General features: G+C 38.6%; 13 protein-coding genes. 7 read left to right on the top strand and 6 right to left on the bottom strand.

The window, feature by feature from the left end:
- Together FA047_RS07085 and FA047_RS07080 are read right to left on the bottom strand one after the other, a co-directional pair.
- Positions 1-612: a fumarylacetoacetate hydrolase family protein gene (locus FA047_RS07085; RefSeq protein WP_136835298.1), complete on the bottom strand. Its 612-nt coding sequence runs from the start codon at positions 610-612 to the stop codon at positions 1-3.
- An 87-nt stretch (positions 613-699) separates the two neighbouring features.
- Positions 700-1,221, bottom strand: a complete 522-nt coding sequence (locus tag FA047_RS07080) for a T9SS type A sorting domain-containing protein (RefSeq protein WP_225872670.1) — start codon at positions 1,219-1,221, stop codon at positions 700-702.
- 210 nt (positions 1,222-1,431) lie between these two features.
- On the opposite strand from FA047_RS07080, the gene FA047_RS07075 reads away from it, so the two are divergent.
- On the top strand, positions 1,432-3,384 hold the full coding sequence (locus FA047_RS07075) for a KUP/HAK/KT family potassium transporter (RefSeq protein WP_136835297.1): 1,953 nt from the start codon (positions 1,432-1,434) through the stop codon (positions 3,382-3,384).
- Between the two features lie 311 nt (positions 3,385-3,695).
- Here the strand turns inward: FA047_RS07075 and FA047_RS07070 are convergent, their stop codons facing one another.
- From FA047_RS07070 to yihA, 4 genes are read right to left on the bottom strand one after another with little or no spacing between them, the layout of a single operon-like run.
- On the bottom strand, positions 3,696-5,651 hold the full coding sequence (locus FA047_RS07070; RefSeq protein ID WP_136835296.1) for an amino acid permease: 1,956 nt from the start codon (positions 5,649-5,651) through the stop codon (positions 3,696-3,698).
- A gap of 57 nt (positions 5,652-5,708) precedes the next feature.
- Positions 5,709-7,424, bottom strand: a complete 1,716-nt coding sequence (locus FA047_RS07065; protein ID WP_136835295.1) for a M3 family oligoendopeptidase — start codon at positions 7,422-7,424, stop codon at positions 5,709-5,711.
- A gap of 5 nt (positions 7,425-7,429) precedes the next feature.
- On the bottom strand, positions 7,430-8,296 hold the full coding sequence (locus FA047_RS07060; protein WP_136835294.1) for a UbiA-like polyprenyltransferase: 867 nt from the start codon (positions 8,294-8,296) through the stop codon (positions 7,430-7,432).
- Positions 8,297-8,304: 8 nt separating this feature from the next.
- Complete coding sequence (gene yihA, locus FA047_RS07055; RefSeq protein WP_136835293.1) at positions 8,305-8,934, bottom strand: ribosome biogenesis GTP-binding protein YihA/YsxC; 630 nt, start codon at positions 8,932-8,934, stop codon at positions 8,305-8,307.
- A gap of 52 nt (positions 8,935-8,986) precedes the next feature.
- On the opposite strand from yihA, the gene ubiE reads away from it, so the two are divergent.
- From ubiE to FA047_RS07025, 6 genes are all read left to right on the top strand, one after another.
- Positions 8,987-9,718 carry a bifunctional demethylmenaquinone methyltransferase/2-methoxy-6-polyprenyl-1,4-benzoquinol methylase UbiE gene (ubiE, locus tag FA047_RS07050; protein ID WP_136835292.1) on the top strand — a complete coding sequence of 244 codons (732 nt, stop codon included), beginning with the start codon at positions 8,987-8,989 and terminating at the stop codon, positions 9,716-9,718.
- A complete protein-coding gene (porT, locus tag FA047_RS07045; RefSeq protein ID WP_136835291.1) occupies positions 9,715-10,443 on the top strand; it encodes a type IX secretion/gliding motility protein PorT/SprT in 729 nt (242 codons plus the stop codon). Before ubiE ends, porT begins: the two co-directional genes overlap by 4 nt.
- A 49-nt stretch (positions 10,444-10,492) precedes the next feature.
- Positions 10,493-11,251 carry an SDR family NAD(P)-dependent oxidoreductase gene (locus FA047_RS07040; RefSeq protein WP_136835290.1) on the top strand — a complete coding sequence of 253 codons (759 nt, stop codon included), beginning with the start codon at positions 10,493-10,495 and terminating at the stop codon, positions 11,249-11,251.
- Between the two features lie 8 nt (positions 11,252-11,259).
- Entirely contained in the window at positions 11,260-11,706 is a 447-nt protein-coding gene (locus tag FA047_RS07035; protein WP_136835289.1) for a GatB/YqeY domain-containing protein, read from the top strand.
- Between the two features lie 114 nt (positions 11,707-11,820).
- Positions 11,821-12,585 (top strand): alpha/beta fold hydrolase, encoded by a 765-nt coding sequence (locus FA047_RS07030; protein WP_136835288.1) that lies wholly within the window; start codon positions 11,821-11,823, stop codon positions 12,583-12,585.
- Entirely contained in the window at positions 12,585-13,247 is a 663-nt protein-coding gene (locus FA047_RS07025) for a CBS domain-containing protein (protein ID WP_136835287.1), read from the top strand. Before FA047_RS07030 ends, FA047_RS07025 begins: the two co-directional genes overlap by 1 nt.
- Positions 13,248-13,264 lie beyond the last annotated feature (17 nt).

The raw sequence follows: 13,264 nt of genomic DNA, 5'->3' as shown, positions 1-13,264 counted from the left end.
TTATTTTATATCAAAACTAAGTAATTGAATACTCTCCATTGAGGCTTCAAGTTTGTCTCCATGCAAAACTCTTCCGACTCCTTCAGGTGTGCCGGTGAAGATGAGGTCGCCCTTTTTTAAGGTGATATACCTGGATACAAATGAAATGATGAAGTCAAATGAAAACAGCATATTCCTGGTATTTCCATTTTGCCTGCTTTCTCCATTTATTTTTAGCTCAAACTGTAAATCATGTAAGTCGGCAATTTCAGTTTTGGGAATGAAATTACTAACGGCAGCGGAGTTGTCAAATGCTTTTGCCAGCTCCCAGGGCAGGCCTTTCTCTTTGTGTTTAGTCTGGATGTCCCGCGCGGTGAAGTCGACACCAAGACCAATCTCTTCGTAATATTTTGAGGCAAATTTCTCTGAGATGTGTTTCCCTTCTTTGCATATTTTCAAGACTACTTCCAGCTCGTAGTGTATGTCGGACGAGAAATCAGGGATATAGAAAGGTTTGTTATCTTTTAATACTGCAGTATCAGGTTTAAGAAATATAACAGGGTTTTCAGGGACAGGGTTATTGAGCTCGTTTGCATGTGCTGCATAGTTACGTCCGATTGCAATTATCTTCATCTTATGATTTTTAAGGCTAATACTGCGAAAATATGGAATTCTGCTGAAACCGGAATGGATTTAGCGTCACAAAGCTAATTGGGTTGGTTATAAAACGGATATACGTTTTACTACGGTTTCATTCCCGGCAACAATTTTAAGGAAGTAAATTCCTGTATTGAGGCGGTTCGGAATGGTGTAGCTTTTAGTTTGTTCTCCAGAGGAGACCCGTTCATTTGAAAGGGTAACCACCTCATTTCCCAGAAGATCCATAATCTTCACCGAAAGATTTGACTCTTTATCCAGTCTTAGCAATAAATTAATCTGGTCGTCAACTGGATTGGGATAAACTTTTATTACCGAAAGAACTTTATCCTGTTTAGCCGGTGTTTGGGCAATTGTTTTAGAGCTGGATATAATATCGCTATACTGAATAAAGCCGAGATTGTATTTAGGTTTATAGGTAGGGATATTGACTTTGATCTGGGGTGTTTTGTTAATCCTTTTGGATCTGATTGAATTGATAGAACTATCAGGCTTCTGGGCAAAAACATTGGCGCTGCCAAAAACACTGATGCATATTATGCAAAAGATATTCAGGAGAAACGCTATTTTTTGGTTCTTGCTCATGTTTGGATACTGCCAAAAATATAAATAATAAAACAAAAAAATCAATGATTTTGTTGATTAAATAAATATTTAACAATATTTAACAGGTTCCGACGTTTGTGAAAGCTGATTTGTAGTGTTCTTTAACGCGCTAAAAGATTAAAAAACCTTTGGATATTGCTGTTATAGTGCATAATTACTGTAATTTTATCGCCTAATTTAAATTAAAAAGTGACGAGTCAAAAGAAATTAAACGCCCTCACCGCCGGAGGACTACTGGTTAGTTTAGGTATTGTTTATGGAGATATAGGAACATCACCGTTATATACGCTTAAAGCTATTTTCAATGCGGTTGTAAACGGAGGGCAAAACATTGATACAAATCTTGTGCTTGGTGCATTATCCTGTATTATATGGACTTTAACCCTGCAGACAACAGTTAAGTACGTTTTGATTACGTTAAGAGCTGACAATAAGGGTGAAGGGGGTATTTTTTCGCTTTATTCACTAGTGCGAAAGAATGCAAAATGGCTGGTAATACCAGCAGTGATTGGTGGCTGTGCGTTGTTGGCAGACGGGATTATTACGCCTAGCATCACTGTTACATCTGCTATCGAGGGATTACAGTTGAAATTTCCTAATGTCCAGGTGATCCCTATAGTTATAGCCATCATTACAGCTTTATTCATTATTCAGCAGTTCGGGACTGATTTGGTGGGTAAATTATTTGGTCCGGTCATGTTCCTTTGGTTCGGTACATTAGGGGTTCTGGGACTGCTTTTCGTGGTGCAGGATTTTAGTATTCTACGGGCTTTGAATCCGTATTATGCAGTCAATCTGCTTATTAACAACCCTATGGCATTGTTGATATTAGGGGGTGTATTTCTGTGTACAACGGGAGCTGAGGCACTCTATTCCGATATGGGGCATTGTGGAAGAAAGAATATAAGGGTGAGTTGGATCTTTGTAAAAACGATGCTGATTCTTAATTATTTGGGACAGGGTGTTTGGGTGCTTAAACATGGGAATTACGATTCCTCACTGAATCCGTTTTTTGAAATTGTACCTTCTCAGTACTTGTTGTTTATGGTGGCGCTTGCTACCTGCGCAGCGGTTATCGCCAGTCAGGCTATGATCACAGGATCTTTTACATTGATTTCTGAGGCTGTGAGATTGAATCTTTGGCCAAAGGTCCGGATCAATTACCCTAGTAATCAAAAAGGGCAAATTTATGTGCCTTCAATCAATTGGATATTATGGGGAGGATGTTTAGGTATTGTGCTGATTTTTAAAAGTTCAGGAGCAATGGAGGGAGCTTACGGCTTAGCCATTAATCTTACCTTTCTTGCTACTACCATACTCATTGCGGCCTATATGAAACGTAAAAAGATTCCGTTGTATGCCATTGTGATTTTTCTGATCATCTATGGGGTACTGGAGTTGACTTTTCTAATCGGTAACATGGCGAAGTTCTTTCACGGGGGATGGGTAACTGTTATGATAGGGATGGCATTGTTTACTGTAATGTGGAGTTGGTATATTGCCAGAAAGATTAAGAATCGTTTTGTAAAATATGTTGAGATTGAAGATTACTATCCGATTATAAGTGAATTGAGTAATGACATATCTGTTCCTAAATATTCTTCACAACTGGTTTACCTTACCAGTGCGAATTTTAAAACGGAAATAGAATCAAAAATTATTTATTCGATTATTCAAAAAGAACCAAAAAGGGCAGATATATATTGGCTGGTCCATGTTGATGTTGTAGACGAACCATATACCCGGGATTATAAAGTTGAATTTCTTATTCCAGGTAAATTGATACGCATCGATTTTAAACTCGGGTTTAGAGTTGAACAACGGGTGAACCTGCTTTACAGAAAAGTCATAGAAGAGCTGGTTAAGAATGGTGAGGTAGACATTACAAGTCAGTATACCTCTCTCAATAAGCATAAGATTGCCGGGGATTTTAGGTTTGTATTGTTAGAGAAGCACTTGTCCAAATTTTCGAAGCTTAGCTTTTATGAGCGAACAATCATGGATTATTACTTTGTGCTGAAGCGGCTTAGTCTCTCTGAAGAACGCAGTTTCGGGTTAGATTCCAGTTATGTTGATGTTGAAAAGGTGCCGTTGATATTTGTTACGCCTGATGATATTGAGTTGAACAGATTGCCGGTATAGGTCATAAAAAAAGGCTCCGGGCGGAGCCTTTATTGCGGTCGTCCGACCAACAATTTTATAGGGATAATTAGGAGGGTAATTTTAACAGGAAATCCTGTTAGGTTTTAATACTATCTAATGTAGAGAATAATTCTCAAATTGTAGAATATTTTTTTAAAAAAATAGTTTATTCCTCAAAAAAATGATTTATTGGGTATTTATTTCTACAGTTATATTGCAATAGACATGTTTTGTTACTTTTTGAAAGGAGTAACGAAAGAGTTTTCAAGCCTGACTACTCCATTTCCTATTCAGGAGAGAGGCTTTTATGCTTATTGAGGATTGCTTTGAAGATTGAGTTTGCTGTGTTTAAAACCATATAAAAAATAAACAACCAGCCCTATGATCAGCCAAATCCCAAAGCCTACCCAGTTTGATATCCCCAGCTCACACATCATGTACAGGCAACTGATCAGACCAAGTACAGGGATGAGCGACAGGTTCTTGGTAATGCAATAGTAACTAATAACAACGCAAATCATCAGGAATATCCACATGGGTATTTTATGTTTAAATAAACCCCAGCCTGTTTCATACTTTTTATCATGATCAACAGATGAATTAATTATGAACTGTTCATATTGCGACGAAGATAGTTTATTTAGGTATGCCTCTGCATCAACGCTGGTATTTAATATTCCTTGTTTAACCTTAATAGCTTTTATCTCTTCTTTTATTGTGTTTAACTCAGCATTATCTAATGAAGTGATAAAGCTGACAGGTTCATATATTCTTGGCTTGTTGGATATAAATGCCATAGTTTCTGCCTTGTAATTGGTGAAGGCGAGAAGTACAGATCCGATAAAAATTACAGGAACAATGAATTTTGAATTGACATAAGGGATCTTAAATTTCCCTCTCTTAATATCTGGTCTGTTTTGCAAAACAAGTACGCCGGCACATACCAGTACAAACGCAAACAAGGTACCAATAGAGCATAGATCTGTTACGATCGTCAGGTTCATGAAAAGGGAAGGGATGGCAACTACAAATCCAACTACAACAGTGGCAAAGGAAGGTGTTTTGTATTTAGGATGAATTCTGGAGAATGACTTTGGCAGAAGACCGTCTCTACTCATACTCATCCATATCCTGGGTTGCCCCATTTGAAATACCAATAAAACGCTGGCCATCGCAAAAACAGCACTTACCGCAATAATGCCACTCATTAATTTTAGATCTATCTGATCAAATACGAATGCAAGCGGATCACCAACTGCAAGAAACTTGTAGTTTACGATTCCGGTTAATACAAGTGCAATAGCCACGTAAAGAATAGTACATATGATGATGGCCCACATCATGCCCCGGGGAAGATCCCGTTGTGGGTTTTTACACTCTTCTGCAGTGGTTGATATGGCATCAAAGCCTATATAGGCAAAAAATACTGCTGAAACACCTTTCAGTACTCCTGAAGCACCATTGGGCGCAAAAGGATTCCAGTTGCTGGTATCTACATAAAAAATCCCTACGGACAGTACCAATAGGATAACAGCAAGCTTTACGATCACCATTGCGTTACTGGCATTCCGGGATTCTTTCATTCCCCGGTAAACAAGCCAGGTAATAAAAATAATGATTCCAAGCGCAGGAAGATCTGCTACAAGGTGAAAGTTACCTATGCGGGGAGCTGTAATCCAGGCATTGTTTGCAATTCTCGTAGCTTCATCCAAGTTTGCAAAGCTTTTTCCTGCATTTAACAATGCTTCGGCATGTTTGTGCCCATTGAAAGCCGTCAGGTAGTCCATCGTCATCCAATCGGGCAGATAGATGCCCTTTATGTTCAGTGCCGGGATCTGAATGGAAGAGAGTAATCCCGTAAAGTAATCAGACCATGATATGGCCACAGTTATATTGCCGATGGCATATTCCATAATCAAGGACCAGCCTATTATCCAGGCTACCAATTCGCCGAAAGCTACATAAGAATAGGTATATGCACTGCCTGATACCGGAACCATTGATGCAAACTCCGCATATGCAAAGGCCGCAAAACTACAGGCTATGGCAGTGAAAATAAAAAGAAATATAACAGCAGGACCTCCGTCAGCACTCGCTTTCCCTATGGTGCTGAAAATACCTGCACCGATAATGGCTGCAATACCAAATGCAGTAAGATCCCTTACTCCAAGTGTTTTATGTAAAGATGTTCCATGCTCTCCATATCCCTTTTCAGCATCTTCTAATATTTTGGTAATGGACTTTTTTCTGAAAAGCTTTTCAAACATACATTATTGTGTTAGGTTAAGGTTGTAGTATTCAAACTTAAAAATTAAGTTGTAAACTTAACCTAATTTCTGTAATTCATCTTTTACGAAAGTAGCAAGTTCTTCGACATAGCTCAGACTGAAATCGAATTTAATACCAGCTGTTTCGTAGATCTCATTAATAGGTTTACTGTAACCTAAAGTTAGTGCTGCAAGGTATTGCTGTAAAGCTTTTTCAGGATGCTCTTTGTAATTTTTCCATATGGCGATAGCTCCAAGCTGAGCAATGGCATATTCAATATAGTAGAAGGGAACTTCAAAGAGATGCAACTGTTTCTGCCACACATTACCAAACTCTTTTTCTAACCCATCCCAGTTCGTAAATCCAGCCCCAAATCGTTCGTATATTTGTTTGAAAGCCTCCTCTCTGTCCGCGGCATTGTGTCCCGGATTCGTGTAAATCCAATGTTGGTACTGGTCAATTACTGCGACCCAAGGCAGTGTTTTAAGTACGTCTACCAATTGTTCTTTTTTTGCACGGATCAGGTCCTCCTCATTGCTGAAGAAAATGTGCCAATTGTCCATAGAAATGAGTTCCATACTCATTGAAGCCAATTCGGCTACTTCTGAAGGACAATGTTTGAAATCATTTAATTCTAAGTTTGCAGTAAGAAAGGTGTGTATAGCGTGACCTCCTTCATGTACCATCGTAGTCAGATCTCTCAAAGAATTTGCTGAGTTCATAAAAATGAAGGGAGCCCCTGTTTCTGCAAGTGGATAGTTGTAGCCACCCGGTGCCTTGCCCTTCCTGCTTTCTACATCAAAAAGATTGTTGGCTTTCATTGTGGCCAGCATCTGTCCGAGTTGAGGATTGATTGCATTGAAGCAATCTATGCTTTTATCGATTAAGTCAGCGCCGTCTTTAAATGGCTTTAATGCGGGTTTTCCGGTAGTACTTACGTCCATATCCCAGGGTTTTAATACCTCTATTCCAAGAGATTCAGCACGCCTGGCAGCTTGTTCTCTTAAAATAGGGACAATCTGTTTTTCAATCGCTTCATGGAAATGGTAGCAGTCCTGAGGTGTATAATCGAATCTTCCTAATGCCTGGAACATATAATCCCTATAATTTTCAAAGCCTGCATTTAATGCAACCTGGTGACGCATGGCAACCAATTCATCAAAGAGCATGTTTAATTCGTCTTTGTCTACCAACCGGCGCTGCTGGATGGTTTCCCATGCCTGCTGTCTGACCTCACGATTTGGATCTTTTATGAAATTGGCAGCTTGTTCCAGCGTATATTCCTGATCATTGATGACCACACTCATGGCTCCGGTTATAGACTGGTACTTTTGCTGTGTTACCTGTAGCTTGGTAAGCAATTCAACATTCTCTTCCCTGTAGATCTCAATAGCCTTTCTAATGGCTCTGATGAAAACAAAGTATTTGTCATGATCCAGCTCATCAATAAATGGGCTGTCGTTGAACTTTTGATTTAACTGATTGGCAATAGGCGAAATTTTTGGTTCTATTTCAGTAGCAAAATATTGAAAATCTTTTACCAGACTTTCATTAGCCGTATCGCAACTCATCTTGATATACCGCCATGCAAAATCTTCTTCCAGTGCTGCTTCAAGTTCACTTTTGTCTTTTAACCACTGTTCAAGCTCATGTACGTTTTCTATAGGGCGAACCAGTAGTTCATTTAATATCGGCTCCAGATTATCCCATTTGATTTGAAGGTCTTGAGGGATATAAATTCTTTTCTTTTTGGGTATGGTCAGGTTAATCATTGTCTTTAAAAATTAAAATTAGTTCTCAGAAAAGCATCAATCAAAAAGCAAGCTGCAAAGACTACGGAAGCATATCCGTTGGTGGTTGCGAATGCGCGGTTCACCTTGCTGATGTCATTAGGCTTAACCAGCAAGTGCTGGTAAATGAGCATAAAGCAAAAGAAAGCTATCCCTGCATAATAGAAATAGCTAAAAGAAGTGAAAAACACAGGTAGTATCACACATAGTGCAGAGAAAACATGAAGCACTACGGAGAGTTTCAAGGCATTTTTAATGCCCAGAGCTGCAGGTATGGAATGAAGCTTCTCATTTTTGTCAAAATCTTCGTCCTGTAAGGCATAAATGATATCAAAACCACTCACCCAGAACAATACAGCAAAGGAATAAAGGACAGGGACGATGTCAAATTGCCCTGTTACCGCAATGTAAGCTCCTATGGGTGCCAAAGATAAACCCAGGCCAAGAACCATGTGGCATAATGCCGTAAATCTCTTAGTGAAGCTATAAAATAAAACTACAAACAAAGCTACTGGAGATAAATAGAAGCATAGGGAATTGATAAATGCTGTGGTTGTGATGAAGAGTACGCAATTGATGATGACAAATATCAATGCTTCATTTGCAGATACTTTTCCTGCGGGTATATCCCGCATTTGCGTGCGGGGATTTTTAGCATCTATATTTCTATCCAGATACCTGTTGAATGCCATAGCTGCATTTCTGGCAAAGACCATGCATAGCAATACCTGTAGGAGCAACATCCAGTTGAACGGATTTTCGGTGGTAGTAATGCCAAGGAAAAAACCTATTAATGCAAAAGGTAAGGCAAAAACAGAGTGTGCAAAGAGCACCAATGAAAAATACTTCTTCATGCTTGTGTCTATTGATCGTCTTTTGGAGTTAAAACGGGCATAACAAAATCATGGTTAACTTCTTCTATAAAATCAAGCACCTTGTCTCTCCCAACATTTTTCTCAGCTGATGTAACAAAATAAGGTGGGATTTCTTCAAACCAGCCCCCCAACGCTTTTTTGAATGCGGCAACGTTCTGATCGGTTTTTACGGTAGATTGCTTGTCTGCTTTTGTAAATACAAGCGCAAATGGAATTTGTATTTCACCCATCCAGCAGCAAAATTCCAGGTCTATCTTTTGAGGTTCCAGGCGGCTGTCAATCAGCACAAATACACATTGAAGGCTTTCGCGTTTTGTGATGTAATTGCGTATGAATTTCTCCCATTTTTCCCTGCTGCTTTTGGAAACCTTGGCATATCCATAACCGGGTAAATCTACGATGTACCATTTCTCATTGATTAAAAAGTGGTTGATCAATTGTGTTTTTCCGGGTCTTTGGGATGTTTTGGCTAAGCCATGTTGGTTGACCAACATGTTGATCAAAGAGGACTTCCCTACATTTGAACGGCCAATAAAAGCATATTCCGGCATGTTGGCTACAGGCAATGCTGAAACCTTTGTATTGCTGCAAATAAATGTTGCTGATTTTATAATCATTTGACAAAGGTAGAAAATTAGTTTTCAACAATACTTATCTTTGCTGCTCACCATGAACGAAAACATCACACCATATCAATCTGAGACGGCAACAAAGAAGGAGCAAGTTGCCAGTATGTTTAATAATATCTCCAAAACTTATGATTTTTTAAATCATTTCATGTCACTGGGAATTGATATTATCTGGCGTAAGAAGGCTATAAGAGAACTAAAATCACTTCAGCCCAAAATTATGCTTGATGTTGCTACAGGTACCGGTGATTTTGCATTTGAGGCTATAAAAATTCTTCAACCTGAAAAAATTATTGGTGTTGATATTTCTGAGGGAATGCTTGATGTGGCCAGAAAAAAAATCCATGACAGGGATTTACAGCATATTTTCTCTGTTCAGGTTGGCGATTCGGAGGGTCTGCACTTTGACAACGATCATTTTGATGCGATAACTGTTGCATTTGGTGTAAGGAATTATGAAAATCTGGAAAAAGGCCTGCAGGATATGCACCGTGTTTTAAAACCGGGAGGAAAGATTGTGATCCTTGAGTTTTCTAAACCCAGAAAATTTCCGGTTAAACAAGGTTATAATTTTTATTTCAAGTACATTACGCCCACGCTTGGGAAAATATTTTCGAAGGATAGCCGCGCATACACCTATCTTCCTGAATCTGTTTCCGCATTTCCTGATGGCGAGGATTTTTTAGCACTCATGGACAAGGTCGGATTTAAGAATACTAAAGACAGGAGACTGACGTTTGGTATAAGTGCAATTTATACAGGTACGAAATGAAATTAAAGTCCGCCTTACTTCTCTTATGCTTATTTGTATCGGTGTCTTTAAGGGCCCAAAATTGGGGAGGTGGTGTAGATGACGATAACATACACTTTGGTTTCACTTTTCAATACTTGTCTTCCGAATATAAAATCTTAAAGAAGAGTGATTGGAGGACACCCTATCCTGACATTGATGCTACAGTCATGACCTCGCCATTAATTGCGATCTCATCAAAACCATCTGCAGGATTTGGGATTGGTTTTGTAGTAAATAAGAGGATTAGTGAAAATGCAGATGTAAGGTTTACACCGATATTGGTTTTTAATGACCGGATCATGTCGTATCAGTTCACGGACTCTAAATTTGATATTGAAAAAAAGGTGCAGTCGACACTTGTTGAATTTCCGTTGGGATTGAAGATAAAGTCGAACAGAAGAAATAACTTCAGGGCTTATATCCTGGGTGGTGCAAAATATTCAACAGATATATCCTCAAAAAAGAAGACAAACAATGATTTGGTGACAGATCCTGCGGAAAAATTTTTAAACAATAAACGGAGCTTTATCTCTTATGAAACTGGTTTAGGATTTGATCTCTATTTTGAATATTTTAAAATGTCGCCAGAGCTTAAGTTGTCTTATTCTCTAAATAGTGTTCTGAAAGATGAGCCTAATCGTTATGCGGCACCTATAGACAAACTCATGTTGCGTCACGTTACATTCAGTTTATTTTTTGAATAGCCTTAGCGTTCAAAAAAATTATAGCTTTGTTCAATAAATAAAATCAAGGATGTCAAAGATTGCATTAATTACAGGGGCGACTTCGGGTATTGGAGCTGCTTGCGCTCACTTGTTTGCAGCTCAGGGTTATAACTTAATTTTGCTTGCGAGACGTGAGCAGTTACTAATCGAATTGGCAAAGCATCTGGAAGATAAGTATTCCTTAGAGATTAAGCGTATTGTTGCAGATGTAAGGGATCAGGAAGACCTTTCCTACAGATTGGAAACGTTACCCGCCCAATGGAAAAAAGTAGACGTACTGATCAATAACGCTGGTTTAAGTCAGGGCCTGGATCCCATTGATAAAGGAAATATAGCAGATTGGGATACCATGATAGATACAAATGTGAAAGGTTTGCTGTATACTACCAGGATAGTTTCAAACTGGATGGTTGCCCAAAAGAGTGGTCATATTATAAATATCGGTTCCATAGCAGGGCAGGAAGTTTACCCTAACGGAAATGTTTACTGTGCTACAAAACATGCAGTTGACGCTTTAAATAAGGGAATGCGAATCGATTTACTGCCACATGGTATTAAAGTGACGGCTATAAACCCAGGGATGGTAGAAACAGAGTTTTCCAAAGTTCGATTTAAAGGAGATGAGGGAAGGGCAAAAAAGGTTTATGATGGACTGGAACCGCTTGTCGCAAATGATATTGCAGAAGCAATTTGGTTTGTTGTCAGCAGGCCTCCACATGTCAATATAAATGATATGCTGATCATGCCGACTGCGCAAGCCACAGGTACAATTATAGATAGGAAATAAGACAAGATATGATATCAAATACAATAGATCAGGAAATAAAACAGGCCATGCTGGCTAAAGACCAGGCCAGGCTAAGAGGTTTAAGAGCAATTAAAGCAGCTTTATTGCTGGCTAAAACTGAAAAGGGTTCTGCAGAAGAAATTACTGAAGAAGCTGAATTGAAAATCTTACAGAGATTGATTAAACAACGTAAAGAATCGGCGGATATTTACAAACAACAGGGAAGGGAAGATTTGAGTAACATAGAAGAGGAGGAAGTTGAAGTGATCAGTGCGTTTATGCCTAAACAACTTGACAGAGCCGAAATTGAGCAATTGATTTCAGTAATTATTAAGAATTCGGGTGCAAGTTCAGCAAAAGACATGGGTAAAGTAATGGGCTTGGCGAATAAGGAGTTGGCAGGTAAAGCGGATGGAAAACTGATTGCGGAAATTGTCAAATCACAATTGGCATAAATTGTGCTGCTGATTTAGAATCATTTGACCGGTTTTCCTAAAAATAATATTTTAAATTACATTAATTTAATTTTAGTCTACTAACTTAGTAGCATACCATACATAATTATTTATATGACATACGAAGTAATAGAAGAAGACGGGTTTAAATATATAGAAGCGGGAAAAGGTGAGACCCTGGTATTACTTCATGGTTTAATGGGTGAGTTGAGCAATTGGGAGCCAGTAATAGATTATTTTAAAGACAAATATCATATTGTTGTTCCTATTTTGCCAATTTATGAACTTCCTATCCTGACATTGGGAGTAAGAAGTTTATCCAAATACATCAACAAATTTATAAAGTATAAAAAGTTAGGACAGGTGGTGTTGATCGGAAATTCCTTAGGCGGACATGTCGGACTTGTATTTACCACATCACATCAGGAAAATGTGAAGGCGCTTGTACTGACAGGGAGTTCTGGTCTATATGAAAATGCCTTTGGAGGATCATTCCCGAGAAGAGAAAGTTATGACTACGTGCGTGAGAAAGTTGAGTTTACTTTTTATGATCCTGCTACTGCAACTAAGGAGCTTGTAGATGAGGTATATAAGAGTGTAAATGAAAGGTCGAGAGTGATACGGATACTGGCACTTGCAAAATCTGCAATCAGACATAATATGGCCAAAGATCTTTCAAGAATAACCATTCCCGTTTCTTTAATATGGGGAAAGCAGGATAAAGTAACTCCGCCAGAGGTAGCCGAAGAATTTCATGAACTTTTGCCGAATTCAGAGTTGAATTGGGTAGATTTATGTGGTCACGCACCAATGATGGAGCGGCCTGAAATCTTCAACGGTTACCTGGAGAAATTTTTAAATAGAGTATTACTTAAATAATGTTTGCATCAGAGCTCATATCCAATTCAATCCCCCCTCTAAAAACGTCTGATTCTGTTCAGAAGGCTTTGGAAAGGATGACTGAGTTCAAATTGTATCATTTGCCCATTGTAAATGAAACGCAGTTTTTGGGACTGCTTGCTGAAGAAGAATTGATAGAAGTAAGAGATGCCAGCCAGCCAATAGGGGGTTTATCTTTGTCGGTCTTAAATCCGTTTGTTTACGAAGATGCCCATGTTTACGATATCATCAGACTTTTTAATCAATTGCATCTTTCTGTCGTTCCCGTTCTGGATTATAAGAAGAATTATCTGGGTTTGATATCTGTTAATAACCTGCTGGAATATACTTCTAACATTTACGCTGTTAAAGAATACGGAGGGATCATTGTACTTGAAATCAGTAACCGGAACAATTCTTTGGCACATATGGCTCAGATAGTTGAGGCAGATAATGCGCAGGTGTTGTCGTCTTATGTGCAATCTTTCCCTGATTCTACCAAGCTGGAAGTGACACTAAAGATCAATAAAACAGATCTCTCGGGTATTATATCTTCTTTTGAACGCTATAATTATCAGGTTAAGGCAGTCTTTAACAGTACAATTTCGGATAATGGGACAGAAGACAGGTTTAATTCATTTATGAATTACTTAAATGTTTAATTCCTATTTTTGTACGC

The sequence above is a fragment of the Pedobacter frigoris genome (assembly GCF_005116445.1).
GTDB classification, from domain to species: Bacteria; Bacteroidota; Bacteroidia; order Sphingobacteriales; family Sphingobacteriaceae; genus Pedobacter; species Pedobacter frigoris.
The sequence above is the reverse complement of the archived record's forward strand: the minus strand, read 5'-3'. Positions and strand labels throughout refer to the sequence as shown.

What these genes read in the sequence shown, in the direction of transcription:
- FA047_RS07035 (WP_136835289.1), top strand. Translation starts at nt 11,260, where the DNA reads ATGATATCAAATACAATAGATCAGGAAATAAAACAGGCCATGCTGGCT.
- FA047_RS07085 (WP_136835298.1), bottom strand. Translation starts at nt 612, where the DNA reads ATGAAGATAATTGCAATCGGACGTAACTATGCAGCACATGCAAACGAG.
- FA047_RS07070 (WP_136835296.1), bottom strand. Translation starts at nt 5,651, where the DNA reads ATGTTTGAAAAGCTTTTCAGAAAAAAGTCCATTACCAAAATATTAGAA.
- FA047_RS07080 (WP_225872670.1), bottom strand. Translation starts at nt 1,221, where the DNA reads ATGAGCAAGAACCAAAAAATAGCGTTTCTCCTGAATATCTTTTGCATA.
- porT (WP_136835291.1), top strand. Translation starts at nt 9,715, where the DNA reads ATGAAATTAAAGTCCGCCTTACTTCTCTTATGCTTATTTGTATCGGTG.
- FA047_RS07060 (WP_136835294.1), bottom strand. Translation starts at nt 8,296, where the DNA reads ATGAAGAAGTATTTTTCATTGGTGCTCTTTGCACACTCTGTTTTTGCC.
- FA047_RS07040 (WP_136835290.1), top strand. Translation starts at nt 10,493, where the DNA reads ATGTCAAAGATTGCATTAATTACAGGGGCGACTTCGGGTATTGGAGCT.
- FA047_RS07065 (WP_136835295.1), bottom strand. Translation starts at nt 7,424, where the DNA reads ATGATTAACCTGACCATACCCAAAAAGAAAAGAATTTATATCCCTCAA.
- ubiE (WP_136835292.1), top strand. Translation starts at nt 8,987, where the DNA reads ATGAACGAAAACATCACACCATATCAATCTGAGACGGCAACAAAGAAG.
- FA047_RS07025 (WP_136835287.1), top strand. Translation starts at nt 12,585, where the DNA reads ATGTTTGCATCAGAGCTCATATCCAATTCAATCCCCCCTCTAAAAACG.
- FA047_RS07030 (WP_136835288.1), top strand. Translation starts at nt 11,821, where the DNA reads ATGACATACGAAGTAATAGAAGAAGACGGGTTTAAATATATAGAAGCG.
- yihA (WP_136835293.1), bottom strand. Translation starts at nt 8,934, where the DNA reads ATGATTATAAAATCAGCAACATTTATTTGCAGCAATACAAAGGTTTCA.